This is a genomic window from Chitinophaga polysaccharea, from assembly GCF_007829335.1.
GTDB classification, from domain to species: domain Bacteria; phylum Bacteroidota; class Bacteroidia; order Chitinophagales; family Chitinophagaceae; genus Chitinophaga; species Chitinophaga polysaccharea_B.
The window spans coordinates 573,862-599,322 of sequence record NZ_VIWO01000005.1; the positions used below are offsets into that span (position 1 = coordinate 573,862).

24 protein-coding genes are annotated in these 25,461 nt (G+C 39.5%); 11 read left to right on the top strand and 13 right to left on the bottom strand.

The window, feature by feature from the left end; all coding sequences use genetic code 11:
• Positions 1 to 50: 50 nt before the first annotated feature.
• The 3 genes from FHW36_RS19125 to FHW36_RS19135 form a co-directional block, all read right to left on the bottom strand.
• Positions 51 to 1,046: a FecR family protein gene (locus FHW36_RS19125; protein ID WP_145671174.1), complete on the bottom strand. Its 996-nt coding sequence runs from the start codon at positions 1,044 to 1,046 to the stop codon at positions 51 to 53.
• A 68-nt stretch (positions 1,047 to 1,114) separates the two neighbouring features.
• Positions 1,115 to 1,675 carry an RNA polymerase sigma factor gene (locus FHW36_RS19130; protein ID WP_145671175.1) on the bottom strand — a complete coding sequence of 187 codons (561 nt, stop codon included), beginning with the start codon at positions 1,673 to 1,675 and terminating at the stop codon, positions 1,115 to 1,117.
• 221 nt (positions 1,676 to 1,896) lie between these two features.
• A complete protein-coding gene (locus FHW36_RS19135) occupies positions 1,897 to 2,343 on the bottom strand; it encodes a GNAT family N-acetyltransferase (RefSeq protein ID WP_145671176.1) in 447 nt (148 codons plus the stop codon).
• Between the two features lie 248 nt (positions 2,344 to 2,591).
• Here FHW36_RS19135 and FHW36_RS19140 point away from each other — a divergent pair, with 248 nt between their 5' ends.
• On the top strand, positions 2,592 to 3,170 hold the full coding sequence (locus FHW36_RS19140) for a dihydrofolate reductase family protein (RefSeq protein ID WP_145671177.1): 579 nt from the start codon (positions 2,592 to 2,594) through the stop codon (positions 3,168 to 3,170).
• A 64-nt stretch (positions 3,171 to 3,234) separates the two neighbouring features.
• On the opposite strand, the gene sigJ is transcribed toward FHW36_RS19140, so the two are convergent.
• On the bottom strand, positions 3,235 to 4,095 hold the full coding sequence (sigJ, locus tag FHW36_RS19145; protein WP_222429122.1) for an RNA polymerase sigma factor SigJ: 861 nt from the start codon (positions 4,093 to 4,095) through the stop codon (positions 3,235 to 3,237).
• A complete protein-coding gene (locus tag FHW36_RS19150) occupies positions 4,092 to 4,667 on the bottom strand; it encodes a carboxymuconolactone decarboxylase family protein (RefSeq protein ID WP_145671178.1) in 576 nt (191 codons plus the stop codon). The genes sigJ and FHW36_RS19150 overlap by 4 nt, the downstream gene beginning before the upstream one ends.
• A gap of 351 nt (positions 4,668 to 5,018) precedes the next feature.
• Between FHW36_RS19150 and FHW36_RS19155 the strand changes: the two genes are divergently transcribed.
• The 3 genes from FHW36_RS19155 (at position 5,019) to FHW36_RS19165 (ending at position 8,235) form a co-directional block, all read left to right on the top strand.
• Positions 5,019 to 6,446, top strand: a complete 1,428-nt coding sequence (locus FHW36_RS19155) for a Gfo/Idh/MocA family protein (protein ID WP_145671179.1) — start codon at positions 5,019 to 5,021, stop codon at positions 6,444 to 6,446.
• Positions 6,447 to 6,510: 64 nt separating this feature from the next.
• Positions 6,511 to 7,080 carry a hypothetical protein gene (locus FHW36_RS19160; RefSeq protein ID WP_145671180.1) on the top strand — a complete coding sequence of 190 codons (570 nt, stop codon included), beginning with the start codon at positions 6,511 to 6,513 and terminating at the stop codon, positions 7,078 to 7,080.
• Between the two features lie 126 nt (positions 7,081 to 7,206).
• The gene (locus tag FHW36_RS19165) at positions 7,207 to 8,235 is read left to right on the top strand and encodes a glycosyltransferase family 2 protein (RefSeq protein WP_145671181.1); all 1,029 of its coding nucleotides are present in this window, start codon (positions 7,207 to 7,209) and stop codon (positions 8,233 to 8,235) included.
• Positions 8,236 to 8,396: 161 nt separating this feature from the next.
• Here the strand turns inward: FHW36_RS19165 and FHW36_RS19170 are convergent, their stop codons facing one another.
• A complete protein-coding gene (locus tag FHW36_RS19170) occupies positions 8,397 to 8,912 on the bottom strand; it encodes a GNAT family N-acetyltransferase (RefSeq protein WP_145671182.1) in 516 nt (171 codons plus the stop codon).
• A 415-nt stretch (positions 8,913 to 9,327) separates the two neighbouring features.
• Here FHW36_RS19170 and FHW36_RS19175 point away from each other — a divergent pair, with 415 nt between their 5' ends.
• Both FHW36_RS19175 and FHW36_RS19180 read left to right on the top strand, forming a co-directional pair.
• Positions 9,328 to 10,092 (top strand): glycoside hydrolase family 11 protein, encoded by a 765-nt coding sequence (locus tag FHW36_RS19175; protein WP_145671183.1) that lies wholly within the window; start codon positions 9,328 to 9,330, stop codon positions 10,090 to 10,092.
• A gap of 125 nt (positions 10,093 to 10,217) precedes the next feature.
• Positions 10,218 to 10,724 (top strand): hypothetical protein, encoded by a 507-nt coding sequence (locus FHW36_RS19180; RefSeq protein ID WP_145671184.1) that lies wholly within the window; start codon positions 10,218 to 10,220, stop codon positions 10,722 to 10,724.
• A 332-nt stretch (positions 10,725 to 11,056) separates the two neighbouring features.
• Here the strand turns inward: FHW36_RS19180 and FHW36_RS19185 are convergent, their stop codons facing one another.
• Both FHW36_RS19185 and FHW36_RS19190 read right to left on the bottom strand, forming a co-directional pair.
• Positions 11,057 to 11,524, bottom strand: coding sequence for a hypothetical protein (locus FHW36_RS19185; protein ID WP_145671185.1), 468 nt, complete (start codon positions 11,522 to 11,524; stop codon positions 11,057 to 11,059).
• A gap of 120 nt (positions 11,525 to 11,644) precedes the next feature.
• Positions 11,645 to 11,971, bottom strand: coding sequence for a hypothetical protein (locus tag FHW36_RS19190; RefSeq protein ID WP_145671186.1), 327 nt, complete (start codon positions 11,969 to 11,971; stop codon positions 11,645 to 11,647).
• Positions 11,972 to 12,431: 460 nt separating this feature from the next.
• Between FHW36_RS19190 and FHW36_RS19195 the strand changes: the two genes are divergently transcribed.
• Positions 12,432 to 12,845, top strand: coding sequence for a hypothetical protein (locus FHW36_RS19195; protein ID WP_145671187.1), 414 nt, complete (start codon positions 12,432 to 12,434; stop codon positions 12,843 to 12,845).
• Here the strand turns inward: FHW36_RS19195 and FHW36_RS19200 are convergent.
• Positions 12,825 to 13,865 carry a PDDEXK nuclease domain-containing protein gene (locus FHW36_RS19200; protein WP_222429123.1) on the bottom strand — a complete coding sequence of 347 codons (1,041 nt, stop codon included), beginning with the start codon at positions 13,863 to 13,865 and terminating at the stop codon, positions 12,825 to 12,827. The genes FHW36_RS19195 and FHW36_RS19200 overlap by 21 nt on opposite strands.
• Before the next feature lie 388 nt (positions 13,866 to 14,253).
• The gene (locus FHW36_RS19205) at positions 14,254 to 15,063 is read right to left on the bottom strand and encodes a DUF5677 domain-containing protein (protein ID WP_145671188.1); all 810 of its coding nucleotides are present in this window, start codon (positions 15,061 to 15,063) and stop codon (positions 14,254 to 14,256) included.
• A gap of 978 nt (positions 15,064 to 16,041) precedes the next feature.
• Here FHW36_RS19205 and FHW36_RS30755 point away from each other — a divergent pair.
• Together FHW36_RS30755 and FHW36_RS19215 are read left to right on the top strand one after the other, a co-directional pair.
• A complete protein-coding gene (locus tag FHW36_RS30755) occupies positions 16,042 to 16,353 on the top strand; it encodes a hypothetical protein (RefSeq protein ID WP_222429124.1) in 312 nt (103 codons plus the stop codon).
• Positions 16,354 to 16,402: 49 nt separating this feature from the next.
• Entirely contained in the window at positions 16,403 to 16,612 is a 210-nt protein-coding gene (locus tag FHW36_RS19215; RefSeq protein WP_145671189.1) for a hypothetical protein, read from the top strand.
• A gap of 83 nt (positions 16,613 to 16,695) precedes the next feature.
• Here the strand turns inward: FHW36_RS19215 and FHW36_RS30760 are convergent, their stop codons facing one another.
• A complete protein-coding gene (locus FHW36_RS30760) occupies positions 16,696 to 17,010 on the bottom strand; it encodes a helix-turn-helix domain-containing protein (RefSeq protein ID WP_222429125.1) in 315 nt (104 codons plus the stop codon).
• A gap of 651 nt (positions 17,011 to 17,661) precedes the next feature.
• On the opposite strand from FHW36_RS30760, the gene FHW36_RS19225 reads away from it, so the two are divergent.
• Positions 17,662 to 20,589 (top strand): AAA family ATPase, encoded by a 2,928-nt coding sequence (locus FHW36_RS19225; protein ID WP_145671191.1) that lies wholly within the window; start codon positions 17,662 to 17,664, stop codon positions 20,587 to 20,589.
• Between the two features lie 2 nt (positions 20,590 to 20,591).
• Positions 20,592 to 21,554, top strand: coding sequence for a hypothetical protein (locus tag FHW36_RS19230; protein WP_145671192.1), 963 nt, complete (start codon positions 20,592 to 20,594; stop codon positions 21,552 to 21,554).
• 79 nt (positions 21,555 to 21,633) lie between these two features.
• Here FHW36_RS19230 and FHW36_RS19235 read toward each other — a convergent pair whose 3' ends face one another.
• Positions 21,634 to 23,343, bottom strand: coding sequence for a hypothetical protein (locus FHW36_RS19235; protein ID WP_145671193.1), 1,710 nt, complete (start codon positions 23,341 to 23,343; stop codon positions 21,634 to 21,636).
• Entirely contained in the window at positions 23,324 to 25,276 is a 1,953-nt protein-coding gene (locus FHW36_RS19240) for a hypothetical protein (RefSeq protein WP_145671194.1), read from the bottom strand. The genes FHW36_RS19235 and FHW36_RS19240 overlap by 20 nt, the downstream gene beginning before the upstream one ends.
• Between the last annotated feature and the right edge of the window lie 185 nt (positions 25,277 to 25,461).

Consider the following 25,461-nt stretch of genomic DNA (forward strand, 5'->3'; position numbering starts at 1 on the left):
ATTCCAACAATTTGACAGCGATCACCGGCATTTCGTAGATACCGGCTCTTTTATTTAGTTCCTTTCTTCATATTTACATAAATAGTGTCGCCCTGTTGACGGTAGGTCAGCACACCAGAGGTACAGATGGTCTCCATGACAGCATCCAGCGGTTCATTTTTAAATTGTGCATAGAGATGTGTTGCTGCTGCTGCTCCATTATTAAAGACAATCTTTACACCGTACATTTTTTCTATCCTGGCAGCGGCGCTGCCGAATTCTTCATTTTTAAATATCAGCACATTCTGCTGCCATCCCAATACCGACGTGGAGTCCAGTGGATTTAAGGCTATTTGATTGGTTTGACGATCTACAGAGATCTCCTGCCCCGGCTTGAGCAGGTAAGTTTTGGTTCCTTTCAATTTTACTTTAACCGCACCTTCCAGCAAAGCCACGGTATTGGCGGGTGCTTTCGGATCTGCCTGTACATTGAAATGGGTACCCAATACCTGCACAGATAACAGGGAAGTTTTTACTACAAACGGCTGATGAGGCGCCTGGCTTACCTCAAAGTAGGCCTGTCCTTTTACTGATACGGTTCTGTTGTCTTTAGCAAAAGCCGCAGGATAGGAAAGTTCACTTTCGGGTCCTAATACCACCCTGGTGCTGTCTTCCAGCACAATGGTCTTTTTCTCACCCGGGCGTGTAATAACTTTTAGAGAAAGTAACTGGTTGGTAGGTTTAGGGGTAAAGAGGTACCAGGTAGTAAGTACCATACCCATTATGCCGGCTGCTGCTGCAAACCAATATAATTGTACCCGTTTGGATTTAACCGGCGCAGGACGTTCTTCATCAGCTGCAATCCTCGCCCGCAAAACAGATAATGCCTGCCCCACCTGTTCGTCGGTAGTGCGCTGATGCTCCTGCCACACCCTCTTTATTTCGTCGAAGTCTTGCTGGTGACGTTTATCCGCCGTCATCCAATCCATCAGCCAGGCATTCTCCGCGTCGCTGGTCTGCCCCGATAGGTACCTGGTGACCAACAGGTAAAGTTCTTGTTCTCTCAATTTATACGTCCTTTTACTATAAGACGTAAGAACAATTACAAATCATGACAACGAAAAAAAATATTTTTTTAGACAACGGAGCTGTCGAATCGGTAGGTTTCTTTTAAGAATTTAATGGCGCGGTACATCTGGGTTTTGACGGAGTTAATGGAGATATCTAACAGGTCCGCAATTTCCTGGTAGCTGAGTTCATCTTCCCGGTTCATCCGGAAGATCAGCTGCATCCGTTCAGGGAGCAGTCTGATGAGCTTCTCAATATTTTCGGCTGCCTCTTTATAATTTAAGGTGTGGTCCGGGCCTTCCTGGCTGACCATGGTATCGCCGTGAATATCTTCCAGGGGTGTATTGAGCTTTAGTTTACGGCGATAATCGTATATGCGGTTTTTAACGGAAACGTATAGAAAGGCGGAAAGTGAGGAATGGATGTTGATGGTATCCCTGTTTCGCCAAAACTGGTGGAATACTTCCAATACAACATCTTCCGCCTCATCACTCGGATAAGGCAATAGTGACCTGCTAAAGTGCAACAAGTTGGGATAATACTTCACGAACAACAGATCAAATGCCCGCGATTCACCCACTTTTATGCGGGCAAGTAGTTGTAAATCATCTGTATGATTAGCAGTCATGAGCCGCCAAAAGTAACATCGGTTTGTGAATACAATGTTAAATATAACAATATTAAACTCCAATCATCCAAATTTTATTTCGGGGTATTACGGAATCATATAAATTATTTTCACTATTAATAAAAACAGCGCAAATGCTATTTGCTGTTGTTGGTTTATTTCAAACACTAACCGACTTATGGCGTAAGAGTGGCGAAACGACAGCGTTTCGCCACTCTGTTTTATTTCCACCAATAGTAATAATTATGCTGCCCATCATATTCAAATCCACAGCGAGGGTAGAGTTTATTACCGATATCATTTGTCTTTTCCGTTTCGAGCATCAAACCGCAAGCTTCCGTTTCGTTGCACCATTGCTTGCTGCGATCTATCAGGGCAACAGATAACCCTTTCCCCCTGTAGTCAGGATGAACAAACAAATCACTCAATAACCACTGCTTTGCCAGTTTAATGTAATGGTACATCTTGTACAGCTGCACAAATCCCACCGCTTTATCTTCTACATAAACCAGGAAAATATTGGATTGCTCGTTGTCCAGTCTTTCCCGTATGAACTGCTTACATTTTTCATAATCATCGGCCTGGCGGTAGAAAACCCGGTACAGGTTGAATAATTCCGCAGCATCATTTAAGTGTTCCAAACCTACTTTTCTAATTTTGTATTCCATTGCCATAAATTATATTGAATGAATAGCAAAACTACTTTTTAACTGGACCATTAATATGGTCCAGTTTTTTATTAAAAAGATAGTCCAGGTATTTTTAAACGGACACATTATTGTTCCCCTGCCCATCATAAGAGCAACAGTTGCCGGTATAAAACAAACCAAGTCGCAATTGCCCCTTGAGATTGTCGCTTTAGCCCCCGTTGCCTGAAGAAAGACTCGGTTACATTTGTGATACAAATCACTTAGCTATGCGAAAATTAATCGTGAAAATGTCGGTTTCTATTGATGGTTTTGTAAGCGCCGCAGATGGCGGGAAAGATTGGGTATTCAAAACCGGAGATGAGGAGTCGGCGGCCTGGAGTGTCGATCAAATCCGTCAAGCCGGGTTGATCATCATGGGCAGGAAGACGTTTGAAACGTTGGCCCCTTACTGGCCTGCTGCGACCGGGCCTTTTGCTGCACCCATGAACGAGATTCCCAAGGCTGTGTTTACCCAAAAAGGATTTAAAGGTATCGATTCCGGGCTGGAACAGTCGCCTGCCGTGGCTTCCTGGGCCGGGGCGCGGGTTTTCGATGGCGATCTTGCAGCAGGGATCAAGGAACTTAAAGCTGAGCCGGGGAAACCGATCGTAGCTATTGGCGGCGCGGGATTTATGCAGAGCCTTATTGCCACAGGCCTCGTTGATGAGTACCACCTGGCCATTCATCCTGTTGCATTGGGTTCGGGACTTCCCATCTTCGGAAGTGCGCAAATGCCGCTCTACCTGAAGTTGGACGAGGTAAAGGTTTTTCCGAAGGGAGTTATCGCAAAGACTTACCGGGCGTAAGTTCACCATTCAATCTGAATAGCACTGACTACAAAAGCAGATAGCAATAAGTCCCTGACGACACTTACCTCGCGAGTTCAACTGGCTTATCCAGTCTCGTAAGCTTTTGTGGATTGGCGATCGCATAAATACGGACGATGCGTTCATTTTCCACAACGAAACTTACTGCGGCTATAGCGCCATCGCTTTCGATAAAACCTCCTGGCTGACCATTCAGCCATAAGGTATTTGCAGTAATCGTCCGGTTCGGGCGTGCCAGTAAATTCGCTACCAGCTCAATCCCGTAAACCGGAATGCGGGCAGCAGCTACCAATCCGCCGCCATCGGCAATCAGTGTAACATCTGGCGCGAGAACCGCCATCAGTGGTTGCAACTCCCCCGTTCGCAACGCTGCCAGGAAACGCTCCACCACCGCTTGCTGCGCGGAGCGGCTTACCGGCTCCCGCTGACGTCTGGCCGCAACATGCTCACGCGCCCGCCGTGCAATCTGCCGGACGGTAGCCGCAGGCTTGCCGATTATTTCGGAGATCTCATCATATGGCGTGTTGAAAACTTCGCGAAGCACGAATACCGCTCGTTCTGTTGGCCCAAGTGTTTCCAGTACAATCAACATAGCGATCGAAATACTTTCCGACAACTCCAGGTCCTCCGCTACATGAGGGTTGGTCAGCAATGGCTCTGGTAGCCACTCGCCAACATATTCCTCACGGCGACGCGACAACGTCCGCTTCCAGTTGAGCACCTGCCGCGTCACCATCCGGATAAGGTAGGCACGTGGATTACGTACCTGCGATTGATCAATATCGGCCCACCGGAGCCAAGCCTCCTGCAGTATGTCTTCTGCATCCGTTGCCGAACCGAGCATCTCGTAAGCTACCGTGAATAGCAGGTTCCGGTGGGAAATAAATGGGTCTTGTTCTATCATTTCAATACTACGCCGGACTTCCCGGTACGTTTGGTTAATGGAATTTCGCAGGCATCGGAGTATCCCTGTGATTTGATGCCATGCGCCGTGTTGACCCTGGTCGAAAGGTTAGCAAAGCCGATGAGTGCTGTCAGCTCCACCAATGCGGCGGGTCCCAGTTGTTCCAGCAAACTGGCCGACATTTCATCGGTGACGGTGATTGGCGTGGTGGTCATAGCCTCTGCATACTCCATCACGTCCCGCTCCAGCGGCGTAAACACGGTCGACTCCCGCCAGCGTGGCACCTGGCTGGCCTTAGCCAGGTCTAAACCCTTATGCTGTGCCTGAAAATAGCCGATGTCGAGGCACCAACTGCAGCCAACCATTGCCGCAACAGCCATGTGCGCAAACGATTTAAGATGCCCGTCACATGCATTCCACCCGGCCGCCCTGCCACCCAGCTCAAGGATGGTGGTGGCCACAGAGGGATTGTGCCATACAACTTCAACTGGTTCAGGAACGGCGCCAAACTGCTTAATCATGCTTTCTGTTAGCTCCGCGGGGAGCGTTGCTTTTGAAATACGTAATGCCATAATGAAGGTCCTCCTTAATTTTTTTGTTCAACATCAAGACACCACCTGAGGTGCAAATGTGACAACCTGCCGTCATTATTTTTCATGCAACAAATTATAAGAGATATCTATGGCAATAAAAATTTTGCAATGATGATTCATATGGCCCATGTGTTTATGCTGAAAGATATTCTTTTCCCTGTTAGTTTACAGGTATTAAGAACGCTGCATATCCATCCAAATTGCCTGGACCAACCTCTCCACATTCTCCATTATTTTACCATTTATGTAAAGATTTCGATCTTTTTTTGATAATGCTTTCGATTGCAAAACCATTTTTCATATCTTGGAGAGGCAATTAACAACCACGCAATGAATCACAACAACTCAAGAAGGAGCTTCCTCAAACAGGCGGCGCTGGCTACCCTCGCCACCGCTACGCCAGGTCTGCTGATGGCTGCCGCGAAGCCCTATACCCGCAAAATCGGGCCCAATGAAAAAGTAAACCTTGCCTTCATCGGTATAGGCAACAGGGGTGGAGAGATCGCCCGGGAACTCTACAAGACTGGCTTGGCAAACATTGTAGCCCTCTGCGACGTAGACATGGGCGCACCGCATACCCTGGAGGTAATGAAAATGTTCCCTAACGTGCCCCGTTTCCAGGATTTCCGCCAGATGTTCGATAAAATGGGCAACCAGATTGACGCTGTGTCCATCGGTGTACCCGACTTCGCGCATTTCCCGATCACGATGATGGCCATAGGCCTAGGCAAACATGTATACGTAGAGAAACCGATGGCGCGCACCTTCAACGAGGTGGAACTGATGATGAAAGCTGCCCGGAAGCATCCGAAAGTGGTGACACAAATGGGCAACCAGGGGCATTCTGAAGCCAATTACTTCCAGTTTAAAGCATGGACAGAAGCTGGTATCATCAAAGATGTAACAGCCATTACTGCCCATATGAACTCTCCACGGCGCTGGCATGGCTGGAACCCCAATATCACGGCTTTCCCTCCTGCAGAACAGGCGCCTGCTACCCTCGACTGGAATATCTGGCAGATGGCCACGCAAGGACATTCTTATAACAAGGATTTCGTAAACGGCCAATGGCGCTGCTGGTTCGACTTCGGGATGGGTGCACTGGGCGACTGGGGCGCACATATTATCGATACCGCCCACCAATTCCTCGATCTTGGCTTGCCATATGAAGTGGATCCAGTCAAGCTCACGGGCCATAACAACTTCTTCTACCCCATGTCTACCACGCTGGCATTCAAATTCCCTCAAAGAGGAAATATGCCCGCACTGGATATCACCTGGTACGATGGTGTGGATAACCTCCCTCCCATTCCTGCCGGATACGGTGTATCAGGACTCGATCCTAATATTCCACCTCCCAGCAATGGTCCTATCACACCAGCTAAACTGAATCCCGGTAAGATTATCTACAGTAAGGATCTCACGTTTAAAGGAGGCTCACATGGTAGTACCCTCTCTATCATTCCGGAGGAAAAAGCGAAAGAAATGGCTGGTAAACTGCCAGTAGTACCGGCAAGTCCATCTAACCACTTTAAGAACTTCCTGTTGGCTTGTAAAGGCGAGGAGCAAACACGATCACCATTCGCGATTGCAGGCCCGCTCAGCCAGGTATTCTGTCTCGGTGTACTGGCACAGTGGACAGGAGAGAAATTACAGTTCGATCGGGAAAAGAAGATCATCACGAATAATAAACATGCTAATGAATTGCTGATAGGCCCTCCTCCAAGGAAAGGCTGGGAACAGTACTATAAAGTTTAAAAAAAGAGGACTATGGTCCTCTTTTTTTATTTTGCAGGAAAAGATGATTTAAAAATCCTGACTAATGCAATTATTTAACGGTCGTTTGTATCCCGAAGAGATCATACCCTATCTGGCGCAATTCGATAAAGAGCGTTATGTAACGGAACTGAAAAAGGTGATTGATCTTGGATTTCAGAAGATCAGCGAATGTAACGCTGTGGAATTATATACCTGCTGTATTGCCACCAACATCTATGATTTAGCAACAACCATCTCTTTCGACGATGCTGAGACCAGTGATCAATACAGGCATAATTTATTTGCAGCTTTGGAGAAGCGGTACCGATTAAAATCAGAGCAAGGGAAATTACCAAAAAGAGATCGTATACCAGATATTAATAACATACCCCGCAATTACGACGAGCCGGATAAATATGCTTTCCCCCGTATTGCCACGGTGAAAAACATCTCGATCCCAAAGAATTTCGAATTTTACACCCAAAGAAAATGCTGGTATGAGATTTTTCCTCTTCAGCAGGAGATGCTGCCATATGCAGTCCGGCAATTATATAATTTACCGAAACTTCATCCCTCCTTTGAATTGTTTTTTATTGGCATGGAGTCGAAAGAAGGATTCATCTATAGAAGGTAGGAGCGTTTTCCAGTTGAAAAAAAATATGCGCAGGTATCAAAAATGAAGCTACCTTCGACCACTAAACCGGCAACAGCAGGGTAAATACCGCGAAAAGGATCTACCCAGGTCAATACTACGATCTACATGGATATAAATATAAACAATCCCTTAGTTACTGTTTTTATGGCCGCCTATAACGGCGAAGCCTATATTGAAAAGGCCATACAGAGTGTCCTCAGTCAGCGCTTTACTAATTTTGAGCTATTAATTATTAATGACGGCTCTACAGATCGTACACTCGACATCATTCATAAATTCACGGATCCCCGCATCCGTTTAGTTCACAATGATGGCAATAAAGGGCTTACCTTCACCCGCAACCGTGGAATTGAAGAGGCAAAAGGGCAATACATTGCCATCCTGGACTGTGATGATATAGCCCTGCCTGATCGTCTTAAAGCGCAAATCAGTTTTTTAGCGTCCCATCCTGACATCGCCATATGTGGCGGACAAGCCATCGCTATAGATGAATCCGGCGAACAAACCGGTAACTTAAATGTGGTAGCCGGCGATAACATATCTCCCGAATTGATATTTCATAACACCTTTATCAATTCGACCTTAATGATCAAAAGATCAGCCATGCTCGAAGCAGGTGGATATAGAGATTATTCTCCCGCGGAGGATTATGATCTTTCTTACAGGATCTCTTTACGTCATCCGGTAGCCAACCTTAACGAGGTTCTTGTCTACTACCGCCTTCACGGAAATAACATTTCAAAAGTGCAGCATGAGAGAATACTCAACGCAGAGCTCCGCATCATCGAAAACATCCATACCAACCTGGGTATTCCCAAAGATGAAAATTTAATACGGATTCACCATGATTACTCCTGTTACCGGTTTTCATCCCGGAGCTCAAAAGAATTTCTACCCGTTTTTGAGGCCTTAAAGCAGGGCAACGCTACATCCGGGAATTATCCCATCCAGGTATTCAATGAAATACTCTACAAAAAGTGGTATACACTTTTAAGACATAATAAAGAAAAAAGAATTCTTCCCTTATTTTTTAAAAGTAGATTATTTGAATGGCAATTTGTTACGGCTAAGGAATTGCGTAAAGTGTTTAAGCAGGCTCTTTCCCGTAATCTTTCGTTAAGACGGGACAAATAATAATTATGCTAATTTAAAATCCATGCCGGGGGCATTTGAGCCCAAAAGGGCTACGCAATGCGTAGCTCTTACAATTAAATCACTCTTGTCTTACTATGTCAACTGCAAAAAAGGCTGCTCAATCCTGTTGAGGCAGCCTTTTTTATTACATCTGATTAATCTCAGCTGGTGACATTGAAACTATCATCGTATTCCACAGTCCCCTCTGGTATATCTCCTGTAAATGACTGTACCTGGAAATACTCCGCAGGAGCATGCAGGTACTGCAAACGGGCATCACTCCTGAATCCGAACCGGCCATAATAGGAAGGTTCGCCCAGCACCACGCAGCCGGCTGCGTGCAACTCGCGCAATGCGTCAATGGCGGCCCTGATCAGGCCAGAACCCACGCCAGACCCTTGCCTGGAAGGGATCACGGATACAGGTCCCAGTCCGAACCAGCCTTCACTTCCTGAAGAAATGGATACCCGCGATATAGCGATATGTCCTATCAATACTCCCTCCTCCTCTGCTACCAGAGAAATGGTCAGCCGACCATTTGCGCGCAGGGCTTTTATGATGAATGATTCCGTTCCACTGCTATATGCAGCTGAGGCAAACGCAGTTTTTGTTACCTGGTCGATAGCGTTGATGTCAGAAGGCTCTTCCCTCCTGATAGTATAATTGTATTTGTGCATTACTGATAGAATTAAATAAATAGAAGATACTTCTACTGCTGAAAGCGCAGAAGCCATGAATAGAATTATCAGCTGAAAATGTAATTACCTGGGTGGTAATTACTGTAATACAATATCCATCATACGCTCAAATTGAAGAAAAGTAGTATTCCTCCCTAAAATAAAGAAAACTTTGATACAACCTTCAAAACGGGGAGACATATTTTTTATGTTATCCATAAACAGTTTTATGAAAAGGAAATATTGAAAAGAGGATCTGCGGGTGGGCAAGATCAGGAAATTCCTGTAACCAGGTCCCTGGTGGTGGCCTGTTCCTGGCCGGCGTATGAACATTTGTGTAACAAATTTGGTGATTATTAGCATTGTTCCATTTTTAAATATGCTTCTTTTGCTGCTCTAACCAAATAACCACGATATGAAAAAACAAACCTCACTCACAAGAGTAACCAGGAAGGTTACTTTTGGCGCTGCTGCAATCGTTGCATTTGCAGGCGCTACAATTTTAACAAGCTGTAAAAAAGAGGCAAAGACCCAGCCCGGGGCAGTTGGTATTGAGGGTCTTTCCAAAGCTGAAGTTGCGGCCCAATTCTACCAATCGGGTACACATAACGGCTTCTTCTGGTCACTTTGGAAAAGTGATGGTGCTACCGGTACCGTTAATTACGCAAATGGCGCCGGCGGAAATTACAGCGTTAACTGGAACGGATTTAACGGCAATTTTACCTGCGGCAAAGGCTATCCGGTAGGCTCGGCATCCTACAAAATAGGATATAATCTGGGTACTTATTCAAATTCTGGCGGTGGTACTTTTGGCTGGTATGGATGGAGCAGAAACCCATACTATGAGTATTATGTGAATGAAACATGGGGTGCAGTATCACCGCATACCGGCACTTATTTAGGGACATTTGAAAGCGATGGTGCCGGTTATAACGTATGGACCCGCTGGGTGACAGGTAAAAATATCGATGGGGGTGATGGCTTCAGACAGATTTACAGCTCCAGGGTTACAAAAGTTACTACCGGGCAAAACCGCGTCATTACTTTTGCCAACCACTATAACAAGTGGAGTAGTTTAGGATATACGCTTGGTCAGTTAAATATTCCGGCTATTATGGTTTCAGAGACCTGGGGCTCTAATACTAATGGCAATATTAACTGCACGATTTGGATGCAATAAGCGCTGGTTTAAATTAATAACAGACAAATACTGCCTGGATTCCTGCCAGGCAGTATTTAGTGCGGGTACTTCCTATCACTTGCCCGGATTAAGAATGTCTCTTTAATATTATTTAACAATTAGCTATGATGAGATCGATACCTTATTTTCTTGTATTTTTCATTTTTGCTCTTTCTGCCTGCCATTCACCGAATCCTAAAAACATTGAAGGGAATAAAAAAATTCTAATCGGAAAATGGCATAGATTTTCAATAGCAAATGGATATAGCGAATTTGATATTGATTCGCAATACATAGTTTTTTATAATCAGAAAGTTGGCCGGTTCGATCTTCCTTACAAAATAGAAAATGATTCTTTGAAATACCTTACAAATCAATACGCGGCTAAGATTACCTACTATGGTGACTCAGTACTTTTTGAAGGCAACGACAGTACCGAAGCCACTTTGTATAGATTTAAAGAATCGCGTCTTCCTTTTAAAACAATTCCCGAAGTAAAAGATTCTTTGTCATTTGCATCGTACATCGCAGGTTTCGATAAAAGATTAACCCAGGAATTTGAGAAAGCCGGAATAAAAATTTCTACGCCGGAGGAGCCCGTGTATGAAGAACTGTTAAAAAAGCGGGAGTGAGATATCAGTAATATCGAAAATGGGGAGAAAATTTTACGCTTACGACCTTTCTTGAAATTGCAAAAGGGTTTAAACGTTCATTCCAAGCACTTACTGGATCACAATTTTAAATTCTTGAAAGAGGATTAGAAAAAAAGCGCTCTGTCAAGGATGATTTTTCTATAACGCTCCAGCAACGGACCAACGCTGTAAAAATCATCATGGAACAGGGTGCAAGCCCCGCGGCAGCGCAGACCAAACAAAATTAGATCGCCTCTTAATATTGGAAACCTCCGCAGATATATTGCTGTTGTTTTAAAGGCGCAAGTGTATTCGATTCCTCCTTTTTATAGCTAATCTTCTAGGTACTTAGAAAAGGATTCAACAACAATTTGTTTAAATTGATCACAAGCATATATAGATATAACAGTCCTTTTATTGTCAGTTGTATATGGGAAAAAAGTGTTTGAATATTCAATACAAGGGCCTTTTTTCCAATTGTATCCGTATCCCTCTATTCCGGTAAACTTAACATCATATGGTCCATACTGCCCTTCCAATGTCGGTAAAATTGAGCTTGTATCTGTTAATAGAAAATATACACCGGCTATAGTATTATTCAGCACCGAAATACCCAGGTGATCGATACCCACTGGAAGCTGATCCTGTTCCAACAAATAGTCTATTTTAAAAGGAAAAAAGGAAAAGCTGACATCTAGTTTCTTTTCAACATCTTTAATAGGAGCAAATCCTTTATAATTACCAATGCTGTCTCCCAGATGATAGGTCTTAAGTACCTCCAATACATTACTATTATTCATTGCGTGTGAATTAACATCCTGAATTAATACCAGGAGGAATATTATTGTAAAAAACCAACCTTTCTTTACATTTCATACAATAGCCAGGGAGTTCAGTATATTGGATTTCTCTGTTTAAAACTAATCCTTTATGTACTTAGATATCGATTTAACAGTAATTTGCTTCATTTTATCGCAAATGTATAGTGATATAACAGCTCTTTTATCCTGACTTGTATAAGGAGTTGTAGTATTTGTGCATATCAAACATGGATTTCTTTTCCAATTATATCCATAACCGTCACCGATGCCTGTGAACTTGGTGTCATGTGGGCCATATTCGGCTTCAAGAGTTGATAAAATAGTACTGGTATCCTTTAAAAGAAAATAAACACCAGCTATATTGCCATCAAGTACTGATACTCCTATATCTTCAATGCCAGATGGTAGCTTTTCCTGAATTAACAAATAGTCAATTAAAAGGGAAGAAATTTAAAACAGTAGTCATACACTCTCCCACTTGCCCTATTGGAATAAATCCTTTATAGTGATCGATACTATTGTTCAAATGATATGTTTTCAGTACTTTTATTAGCACATCGCTCGTCATTGCCTTTGATTTTGCATACGGTATAAAAAACAAGTTAAATATAATAGTCAGATAAAAGGTCACATCTTTAATAAAAAAAGAATCCATTAAAAAGATTTTTTTTCGTGGTTTTTAGCAACATAATATACTACTAATGTAAACAGAAGAGCCGAATTACGCTCGCTACTTAGCTCTGATAAAAAATAACTATATTATTTCAAAAACAACATAGATTACCATTGACAATTTACTTGGTAATTGGCATTAGAAGTAGTTCCACCGGACCTGTATCCTGGAAATATTGCAGATCCGGGCATATATTTTAAAAATAAAGGAAAAATGAAAAAATTACCTCTTTTAGGGATTATTCTTACTGCCCTACTTTTTATAAGTAAGATTAATAAAGGTCAAGAAAAGATTAATAAAAACTTTGACGAGTTAATTTGTAAAGAATGGAAGCTACAGTCCTATGAAGAAAAAGGAAAAAAATTCCCGCCTGCTCCGGAACAAAAAGGAGATAAAATGATATTCTATAAGGATAACAAAGTAAAATCAGTTGAGTCTGGATATATCCAAAATGGCATTTGGAAATATGATGCTACCAAAAGTATACTGACCGTCATTGATAATGATACAAAAGAAAAGGCAGTAATGAAAGTAATTAAATTAACTAATGATGAGTGCATATTGGAATATAAAGACCCGGAAGGAATCATGCTAAAAATGTATATGCTACCTGTCAAAAAAGTATGATTTGATTATACCAAAAGAGAGCGACAATATAGTATTCGAAGCTATCAAATACATGTCAAAAATCTCGTGAAGCTTTTTCTGGAGTATATTTTTATCGGGAAGCTTGGTCTGATATTCCGCAATAAGCGTTGGCGACATGCACCGACTTAGTGTATATTCGACTACTTCTTTGTCTTTATCTTTACAGAGTAAGATGCCAATACTCGGATTTTCATTGTCGTTTTTAACGTCTCTATCCAATGCTTCCAGATATAAATTGATTTGTCCCATATGCTCTGGTTTAAATCTATCTGCCTTTAGCTCAATTGCCACTAAACACTGCAATGCCCTGTGATAAAATAATAGATCAATATAAAAATCATAGTTCCCAACCTGGACCTTATATTCTTCAGCAACAAATAAAAAATCCTTTCCTAATTCAAGAATAAAATTCTTCATTTGTCTTATCAATCCTTTTTGCAGATCATTTTCGTTAAAAGACTCCTGAAGGTTCAGAAAATCGAATATATAACTATCTTTAAACCTGTTAGTTACATTAGGATGAATTTCTCTCAGCACTGCTGAGAGTTTTGAATTACCGATTACTGTCCGTTCAAAAATGCTGCTATTAATCTGTCTATCCAACTCTCTTGTACTATATTTTTCCTGAATACATAGCTTGAGATAAAATTCACGTTCATCTTGTGATTTAGCACGACTAAAAATAGTTAGATTATTAGTCCAGGTGACCTCTTTTAACAAGGGCATAAGCTCCGGAGAAGATTCATATGCCTCATAAAACTGTTTCATACGCCATAGATTCTTGTCGGAGAATCCCTTAAGTTCAGGCTCATTGCCTCGTATATACGCCGCTAACTCATCAACAACGGATTGTCCCCACTCTGCACATTTCACCTTTCTACTAATGTATTCACCAATATTCCAATACAGGCTGATTAATTCTGTATTAACTGATCTTATAGCAGCAATACGAGAATTTCTGATCAGTTGAATTACCTCTAAAAATTGTTTGCTCAACATAGACGCAATATTCGTCTTTGCAGGAATAGGACTTTCTAAGCTGAAGTTAACAATACAAGATTAACAAATCTTAAAAATAGCGATCTGATATACCTTTAAAAAAAAAGCGTGATACATTCTTTTGAATTGTATCACGCTTTTGTGATCCCCTTGGGACTATATCAATGCCTTATAAATCGCGGCTTTTCTGGGTTTTAAAAGTTAGTGTAACCTTTTTTGTTCCCTCCCGGATTAGCTTATTTTGATCAGGTTTGAAAGAACTTTATATCCCGACAAAGGTACAAAAACCCTTGCTAAATAAGCACAAACAAGGATAAAATATATTACTTACCATCCATACGGCAAAGTATATACGACTTAAATTGGGTGAAGACGTGAAGCATCAATATTACTTCATACCATCTATTAAAACCTCCTCAAGTCTGTCTTTATATGTTCCTCCCAACTCAGAGAGATCTATCCGTTCTTTTTCTGATTTGCAATAAAACAAGAAAAACTTCAGAGTCATATCGAGCCACATTGATGTTCCTTCGTAAATGTATTCTGCCAATACTTGCTCTTTATTTTCATCCGATTGCTTGTCTGAGTCAATTACTGCAATGGGGCCGCCGTGAATATATGCAGACGTTACTGAAAAATGTACTATCCGCGTTCTGTAATATTTATGCCACTCTTCGCCTTCTCCATATCCTGGCAAGTCTTTTACAAGATCGGTTAATTTTGTGGACAATGTTGCAAATCCAAACTCTTTCTCCGCTCTATTCAATACTGATTGATCTGAGATGTTTTGATTAGCAAAGAACCTTTCCTTTATACGCTCTTTTGGTTCTTCATTCCCTTCTCCTTTTTCAAACCTGAAATTCAGTTCCCCATAATCGTGCGCCCGTAGGTGTACCGAATATCTTTCTATAACATCTATATCATCAAAAAGAGCATACTTAATCACTAGATAGCTATATTTAAGCCAATATTCCATAATTGCTCTATAAATTATAAAGCAACAGTGATAGTTCTTTTGCAAACGTAAAGTAAAAAGTGCGTCAACCAAGTCGGTCATTTTCTCCTGAAATTGCCAAAATGGTTTTCTTGCATCCTCAGAAAGCGGTTGTGGTGTTACTTCATTTGTTCCCTGGTACAAAGAAAGAAATCTAGTCTTTGCTTCTTCAAAAATGGAAAGGGCAGTGGTAATATCGTTCATGCTATATTTATTTAATAACCGATTATTTTTAAAGATAAACGTATCTTTTAAAGGAATAGACCTTTTAAAATTATATCAAAACCCTTTCCTATTGCAATTTCTTAGAAGAAGGTATAACAAATATTTGCTCGATATTATCTAACTCAAGAGGTTTACCCCAGAATATCAGTATGTTAGGAATTTTGAAACGGCCTGCTCCCCCAACCCTGTAAAGCCGCAAAATTCTTGCACCGTCACCAGATCACCCCTCTTTTTACCTTTGGCCTCGCGGATCAGCTGCAGCATCTTTCTTGCGGTGCGTTCACTCCTGCCGATGATATTCCGGATGCCTTTTGCATAAATCACTATGCGATTAGGTATTAAAGTGCACGAATTCGGCATAATCGGAATGAAAATTTTGTTGAGCTAAAATGCCGGCTTAGTTTGGTGTGGTTAAATGCAAATTTACTGCATCCTGCGCAGATGTGAGCCTAACGGGCTTGGCTATGTGAAAGCCCCTATTGTTCCTTAAAATTGTTTTCAAATGGCAAAACAAAATGGAATCGTCCCCTTGAAAGGGACCATCGGCAACATTACCTTTTTATAAGGCCACCTGGCTCGCGGGAAAGGCGGTGTGGACGGAAATCGTATTGCTAATGATGCCGCGCTTGTCCGTACACGGGAGAATGGAGCGGAATTTGGCAGGGCCGGTAAAGCTGGCAAGTTACTAAGAACGGCTTTCTGGGCAATGCTGTTAAATGCCAGTGATAGTTATCTGGCTTCCCGGTTAACCCGTGATATGTTGAAAGTAATTCAAGCCGATGCTAAAGTGTTCGCGGTCAACGCAATGTTATAGATGGTGAAGCGGAGCTCCTGAGTGGGTTTGAATTAAATATCAACGCACGGCTCGCCAGTACACTGTTTGCACCTTATTCGGCGGCAATTGATAGGGCGACCGGTGTACTCAAAGTTGATATCCCTGCCTTCATACTTATTAACATGGTAGCGGCGCCAGGTGGTGCCACCCATTTTAAAGTTATGGTTGCCGGTGCGGAGATTGATTTCGAGGCCGAAATTTTTGTCAACGGCAATGCTGCAAGTGCAGAACTGGCCATCAATGCCACCGCAACTGCTGTGATGAATCTGTCCGTAAATGTGACGGCAAACAGCACAAAACCGCTGTTTCTTGCTCTCGGTGTAGAATTCTATCAGCAGGTTAACGGGGCTCTCTATAGCCTTAAAAACGGGGCATTCAATACCCTTGCTTTGGTGAGTATTTCCGGTATACCGGCGGCGCCTGATGGAGTGTAATAATCAGCTGGCCGTCATGGCCAGATCTTTTAACTTCTAAAAAGTGTGTATGAAACTTATACAACGTTTCGCCGCATCAACACCACCTTTTTTTAGTAAGGTGCGCAATACAGGTTTGATCCTGACTGCAATAAGTGCCGCTCTGATGGGGATTCCGGCTATCCCTGCCATCATTATCAAAGTAGTCGGTTATCTGGCTGTCGCCGGCACCGTTATGAGTGGAGTGAGTCAGGCAGCAGTTCAAAAAGAAGGCAGTTAGTCTACTGTTAAATAGTTTTCGGCTAAGGTGTGGTTACCTTTGGGATTTGTTTGGTGTAAAGGCTTCCGCGCAAGCGGGGGCCTTTATCTTTTGCCCTGTAGTTTCTCCTTAGCTTCAAAGGCTTCAATCACCGCCATTACATATTCCTTGTTGATTGGGGAAAGTTGTTCGATTTTCTTAGCAAGTTCATCTTCGGGGTTTATATCTTTTATTAAATAGTCCAGTGAGCAGTCCAGGACGTCAGCAATTTTCGCTGCTACTTCAATTGATGGCTTTGTTTCATCGCGTTCATACTTTCCTATTATATCCCGTGATGTACCAACATTATCTCCCAGTTCTGTTTGTGTTAACTTTTTTTGTTTCCTCGCAATGGTAACTTTTTCACCAGGGGCGGACAAAAATGGGCAGCGGAGGGATAGCGGGCATAATGGCAACCAATTGTAAAAACAGCCCTTAGCTAGACCGGGAGCTGCCCGAACGGAGGCGGAAGGAGTGCAAAAAGGATGACAGGGCCGAGCGCAGCCCCTGAAGCACAGCGGAAGGGGCAAGTGAGGGCCTGGCGCTCTTTTTGCCGACTGACGACGGAGTGAGTCCATTGAACCCGCTTAGTTCTACGCTTCGATCAGCTAATTAGCTTCCGGCATACAAGTATTTTTTAGGAACTTCAAATAATTATATCATTTTCTAGGCGTGCAGTAATGAATAATAAAGATTCTCAAAATTATTTTTTTAAGTTTAAGGAAAAAAGAACGTTAATTAGGGCCTGAAATAGTTCCTTAAATCTAAAAAGATGAGAATGGAATAATTTCTCATTTAATCCTTTGTTTCATTTCTCAACCAATAAGATACAATTTAAATAAAAAAATTATTTTTAATAATATAAATATGCTTAAAAAGATTGTGTGCATTCATTATACTTGTTAAAAATAAACAACGAATTCTAATGAAGCCTTTCTCTAAAGTATTAATCGAGCTCCAAGCACACATATGATAGGCTACTCCCTACACAGAAATTATCAAGTGAATTTTTATGCACCTCAAATCAAAATATGACTCCCGATAGCCGTATGCAGCAATCTCCCCCAATCACGCCATGGTATGAAGTATACCAAAAACTGGCATTGCAGTTACAAGACTTTTACAGAAAGCATCAAAGCCTATCTGGACAAGAGCTTTTTAAATTGCTCAACCGTTCTCACATTTATAAAACTAATAACTCCTGGCTATCAAATGTTAGTCGAATTCCAAAGCCATCTTTGGAACCTATACAACTATTTACAAGTTTCAGCAGAAGTCGCCAACAAGAGACTATCCGCCAAGAAATTATCAATGCGGTATGGACACTATTAACTTCACAAAAAAAAACCTGGGAAAACATCGATTTTAAAGGATGCCCTGCACCAATGGCTTTAAAGCTGCAATATGTACGACCAGAATTTGAGCAAACGAAGATATGGGAATACTTTAATGATATAATAGAGAAAGGGAAAAATGCACTTACCTCCTCGTTATGGGATGATGCAATAGCCTGGCGCGGCATAGAAATACCCTCCTTCACTATTTTTCTATTCTGGATAAACAGCAATGAATTCATACCATTAGATAAAAATACAAGGCAGTATTTAGAATATACGGGATTTATACCCCTTCACACTCCTATAACATTTGAGACGTATCGAGCTCTATTAAACAATAATCAAATTACAGACTATATCAAGCTATCATCGGAGGCATTTTATTTTAATAGAGATCCTCTTACTTTTAAAGAAAATTTCCAAACACATTCTTTTGCCCAAAAAAAAGAAATCATTGACTACACTTTTAAATTTGTAGGCTTGCGCACACTCGCTAGAAATAAAACCCTTCATAAAATACTTCCCTTCTATCAGTATTATCCATTAGATCACACTATAAGACCAAAAGATACCGACATAAAAAGTCGATCAATCTTACAAGAATTTCACCAAAAGCCCGTTCATGCAGAAACTCTATATAATCTAGAAAATATAAGGGTAAATATAACTGCCATCGTTGGCAAAAATGGTTCAGGAAAAAGTACATTATTGGATTTAGTATTGATGGGTATTTACAATTTATCAGTACAGCTGGGTTACTTGAATAGCAAAGAAAATAAACCACTCAAAAAATTAAATTTCGAAATCTATTGGCATACCGACACTTTGTATAAAATAATATTTGATACTGAAATATATGCCTACCGGTTTAAACGAGGCAACTACGAAGATTCAACCATAGTCTATGAGTTAGATGAAACTCCGATCCCGATAGAGAAGATAAAAAATGACTTTTTTTACACTATACTAGTTAATTATTCTCACTATGCACTAAATAGCAGTGAGCATTCAACTGATTGGATAACTCCTTTATCCCACAAAAATGATGGATATATTGCCCCCCTTGTCATCAACCCCAAAAGAACAGCTGGAGATATAGATATAAATACCGAAAAGACCTTACTTAATATGCGCCTCCTGTTGAACCTCCTGGATCTACATGATGCTGATATACCAGAACAAAGTTTTAGATACATAGACAATGGAAAATATTTGAAATATTTTTCAGTGACTCATAACAAAAGAAAAAATGTTAAAAAAAGGAAAGAGGCCATACAGCAAACTTATGATGATCCTAAAATCATCAGGATTGTTATGAATCAGGTAGCCAATGTCTTTTTTCTATCGGAAAAATCATCACATACCGAATCTTACAAAGAAGAGTTAAACTATTATATAGTTAATAAATTGCTGGCCATCGTAAATCGATACGACCGTTATAGAATGGAATATAAAGAGGGCCTCTATAATTTAATAGAATACAATATTGCTTCTACGATCGAAGGTATGGATACTGAAGTGGAAATTTTATTAGAAAACAGATTACAACAACTTTTAGGGGATATCAAAAACGACCATAGTCATATCACCCTAAAATTCAAACAAGCGGTTTATTTCCTAAAATATCCAGCATTACGAAAATTTCTAAGCGACGCCATAAAATCAAAGAAGCAAATTGAGCTCGATGATTATCAACAGATCATAAGCACATTAATCAACTCTGAGGAAAAAGAAAATTTGACCACAGCAGAACTTTTACCTCCTGCTATTTTCAAACTGGATTTCTATTTAGATGACCCCGATAAAAGCAGTTTCAGTAAAGTTAGTTCTGGCGAGTATCAACTCCTTAGCGTATTAAGTAGCATTCTATACCATATCCGAAATATTGATTCTGTTGATAGAAAAAATAATTATAACTATGTAACAGTATTGCTTGATGAAATAGAACTATATTTCCATCCTAATATGCAACGTTCATTCATCAGAAAGCTCCTAGAATCATTATCCAAATTGGACAATAACCTGTATGGCATCCATATATTGTTTGCAACACATTCTCCATTTATCTTATCGGATATACACCAACAAAAAATACTCAAACTAAAGAATGGCGTAACTGAGCACTCCGAAAACGGATACAACACGTTTGCAGCCAACATACACGATTTACTGGCGGATGAATTTTTCCTTGAAGAGGGATATATGGGTGCATTCGCACAAAAACAAATAGAAATAGCCATCAACTTACTTAACTATATTAAAGTCGATAATGAAATTAAAGATCTTTCCATAAGCTCAAAAAAAATATCGAGCAATGAACCTACTTTTCTGCAACAGAAATTAGAAAATGAGCTGGCTTCTTATAAAGAAAAACTGAAGGAAATGGGTTATTGGGACAACAATAAAACAGTGGAAAATTTAGACCCCCAAAGCGAACAAAAGCGTTTATACCAGCTCATTGAAATCATAGGCGAGCCATTAATACAAGAAAAGCTCCGCAATATGTATCGTACGGCATTCCCATATAATATTGAAGATGAATCGACTAGCCGTACCAATGCTAAGCAAAATATCTTACGCTTAATGAGAGAAAATAACATTAACCTCCAAGACTTACAATAAGTATGCTATACATTGACGATCAATTACCCCATATACAGCTAGCAAAAAAAACGCACATAAGCTATATAACCTGCTACATTAATAGAAAAATATTTGGCAAAAGTGCAACCACTATATGTGGTGACACCAATTGTAAAATATGTAAGAGCAAAACGAAAAAGACAAATATCAGTAATTATTTATTTTCCATATTAAAACAAATCGATTTTAAAAAGATACCGGGATCCAGCCCACATGAATTATTAAAACTAAATAGTCAATTCAACACCCTATATCTAAAGGCAAGAAAAAAAATTTCCCCCAAAGATCAAGATGGAATTAAAAACATATTTAACTATGACTGGTTTATAGACAATAATCTTTACAATGCTTATGATTTATGTACCAATTTAAAAATTGAAACCTGTGTATATTGCAACAGACTCTATACATCAACGGTTATTACGGAAAAAAAGGAAAGGATTATTAGACCAACACTAGACCATTGGTTTCCTCAAGCACAATATCCGCTTCTGGCACTTTCATTTTACAATTTAATACCTTCTTGTTCGCCGTGCAATAGCTCCGTAAAACATTTTGCCACGTTTGATTTGAGTAAAAACATTCATCCTTATGTCGATAAAAAAATAACGAGTGACTATCAGCTACAATCTATATACGACAAATCTATAAATACTTTTAAGGTCACTATTGACAGTACGAATACCAAAATTAAGTCTACTTTAAAAACAATGCAAATACCCGCAATTTATGAACATCATCAGTCCGAACTAGCAGATTTGGATCTATTGAGAAGAAAGTACAACAAAAGATATCTAAATGATCTAGGAAAATTGCTAGGCGCCAAACTAACAGAAAAAGAAGTATACCGTATCATATTTGGCGTAGAATATGAGGATGAAAATTTTTATAAACGACCTCTAAGCAAGCTAAAAAAGGACATACTCAATTTAAAAATAAAATAAACAAAACACTTTGCGCCTTGCACAATAAATATAAACATTTTACATGCGGTTCCATTTCAGACAAAATTCCCGTGGACTGCTACAACACACCCTTCAACGCCAAAACACTGAAGTTTTTGAAATATTGCCGCCAATAAGAGGGAAAGACGTAAGTTCGATAATGACGGCTCGCAAGTAAGCCAATTGTCCAAAATTCATTTTTCATGAAACTAAAGTCTATTTCTTCGGAGTTATAAATAAAATCTGACAAGGTTAAGACTTTGAAATCACTAAATGACTCAGACAATTTTATATTCGAAAGACAATATCCAGTTTCGGGAAGTGCACATTTAGAATATAAAACCGTCTCAGTTTCATTATTAGGAAACCATAGCGTGAGTTCAATATCCTTAAAAGCTGATTCAACAAGCTCTCGATATCTATTATATAAATTTTCGTCGTCAATAACGACAACCCATTCTACAAGAGTAGCAATCAACGATGAAGAATTATAATTATAATCTTTACGAATTTTAGAATTCGAATCTAATTCAAAAATCTTATCCAAATTTCTTTTATATAGAGGAGCTATATCACAGGCCGATTTTGCAATGTCAAGGTTTTCACAAAGCTCCGCTAAGATAGCAGATATATCCTCCTTCTTATCAAATTCATACAGAAGCAAAAAAACTAAATTCAATTCTATAATCTGGTCATCAATCCTCGGATAAAAAACAATTCTATTGTTATTTAATAATTCAATTACTCCATAAGCACATTCTAATGCATTCACCTCAAAAGCTCGAGCAATTTCCACATCCATAGTTTTATAAATGCCCGACATATGCAACAACTCCAATCCTGCCAATGCTATGAATCCCATTACTTCATAAGCTATAAGGCAATAATTGACAGAGTCCATAGATTTTCTGCTTAGCCCATCTTTTACTTTACACACTGGCAATATCGCCTTCAGGTATTTAAATGAATTCTCAAGGCGTTTATTCAATCCCTTCAGTACCACCTCAAAGTATTCTTTGGTTATGATCGATTCATTCTCATGCACAAACTTCCAAATTCTCAAGTAAACTATTTCAGATGCTATCATTGCCAACCTTAAATCATTCTCTTTCTCACAATAAGACACGATAATTGAAAACAATAAATTAACCTTCCTCAGCTGCTTAATGTTATTCCTTTTGCCACTTCCATCTGTATTAATGTTACTGAAAACATTCTCTAATAAAATATGGAGGTCTTTAAAATCATAGTCCGGATTAAATAAAAAAACGATAATCTTCCGCATCAATACTTTATCTTCCGCAGAAAAAATATTTTCATTAATTAATTTATCTAAAACAAGGTTAACAATTTTTTCAAGATGCCAAATTTCAAATTCAAAACGTGAGTTATTTTCTACAAAAGCAACCCAGTTTTGCTGAATTGCTGGATCGATATTACCGTTCAATGCCACTATAATTTTAATAGGCAAATCTCTATGTTCCGGCAGTATATTATTTCGAACAAACACATCTATAATCTCCTCGAGCGAGGGACGAAGTGCCTGGTTAGAGCCTTGCCAATTATTCCTATCCAAATTTCCCATCTTAACCGTAACTAAGACAACCTTTTTCGTATTATCTTCCTCATCCTTTCCAACAGAGTATATATCAACGCCGTATTGACGCTCTCCTTTTTTGGGTGAGAAAACAATTTCGTAATTATACTCTCTAAGTATATCTTGGATTAATTGGTCAAGTTCTTTATCTTCTTTCAAAGAAGCTATATAGTCAGTTAATACTAATTTCACTTTTACTAATTTTACGGTATGTCAACCTTAGGTGTTCCTGATATATTGGTAATAATTTCTCGCCAGAGGGGAACTCTCCACCGGCAGAAATAGTTGATAGGGGTGTAACAACATGCTTAAGTTCATTTGGCCTTCTTATCGCCCAGTTATTTGCATTAATAACAACTCTCTTCCCAAACTCGAAAATATGTTCTCTAGTCTTTTTCGTAGATTCAGAAAAACTCCTTTGCAAATAAAAATTATGCAATCTTACATTTTGTTTAGACGGTCTAATTTCTCTATCAATTTCAACACTTCTTAAATCGTTGAAGTAGAGATCGTATTCGTGTATAACGTCGGAAAACATCGTTCTCGCAAAATCACCTATACTAGAATCTTGTAACTCAGCCTTTAAAATCTGTAAGGTACTTCGATAGTTGTAAACTAAATATTCGGATAGAATGAATTTAAATTGTTCTTGCAAATCTTTACTGGGGGAGCTGACTGATTTAATAACTGAAACGATCAATTGTTGAAGAGGTTCCATACTGTACCAAAACCCTACAACTTTATACGCCATATATAGCCTCGATGACAATTCATATTCAACAAAAAAATCTGTAGAGATCTTATATACATCACTATTTATATTAGTGATGGAACTAACCCCAAATAAAGATCGATGTAACCTAATATCTTCAGCATTCAGGCATTTTAAAATATGTTTACGAAAGAGATCAACATCTTTCTGCGCCATAAACGATATTGACATTTCCAACAAATTTATATCCGCCATTATCATATGACGAATTTCCAAGAGTTCAAAAGCAGTCTCAGGGTCACTCTTTGAAATATTAACAAGCAAAGCATCCAATGGGTCCTTTAACACGTCCTGACTCTTCGTAAATACAACTATTCCAAAATCTCTTATCCATGATTTAGGTACTTTATTTATCCACGATTGAAGCATTTCTACAATTGCCAAAATCAGTTGTATGTCCTCCGTCTCAAGAGCATTTTTTGTAACCAAAGTAAAAATATCGTAATTATAGATAACAAAATGTCCACAAAGCCTTATCAGGTCTTTCAACAAAAGATTGTCAGAGTTAAACTCCCGAAGTATTAAATCAAAAAACTCGATCTTGCCTTTTTCGCTATCAATAATATTTCCGATTGAAAAATATATTGGGTAAGCATTTGCTACGTTTATTTCACTTTTCAGCTTATTGTAGAAAAAATGATAATCGCTATCAAAACATTTTCTTAGTGAGAAAACCACACCTGGTAAAATAATTTGAACTTTGGGGTCGTTGGCAATATTATGTAAATTGCTTAAAAAATCTGTAGAAATAGCGGAGTCACGCTGTATCCACTGTGTAACATGAAAGACTATTCTATGAAATGCTAAATCTTCTCCATATACATCAACAGCTCTAGTTATCCATTGAATAAATTCCGAATATTGGCAGTTTGACACCGGAAGAATAGAAGCAAGTAGCTCAAACTCGTGCCAATTATCAAAACTAAATCCTGAGCAAAAATCACTCCATGAAGGTCTTTTGTTCTTTAAAAAGTAAAGGGCTCCAGAAAACTCGAGATATCTATGATTAAATCTCTTTATATTATAAACAGAACTCGATCGAATAACAGCTAATAACTCTAAAAATGTGTTACAACTAATGATTTCATTTCTCAAAAAAACAGATACATAAATATTTGATAGCGTTTCAAAAGGAATTTCTTTTTTTATTCCGGCAACAAGATAACTCTCAAATCCGGTACGGGTCAGCAACTCATGTAACTCGTCATCATATAATGACAACCCATTTGAATTGGTTTCATCTATCAAAAGGTTAGATATAAATGCACATACCTCGTCAACATTATCTTTTGATAGTCCTGCGCCTGAATTAAAAATACTATGAGGAAGATTGTAATTAATTATTTCTGACATACTATGTAAGGGGTAAAAAATATTGTATTTTATAACAATTTCAATAAATATATAAATTTGCTCGGAATTAACTGGATTATTTATCGATCCTGACCTCCCCCCAATAAATCGGGCCATTGAAAAGTAGAGAAATCGGGCAATAATTCATAATTTAAACATGAAAAATTGCTCATGAAAAAAACAAA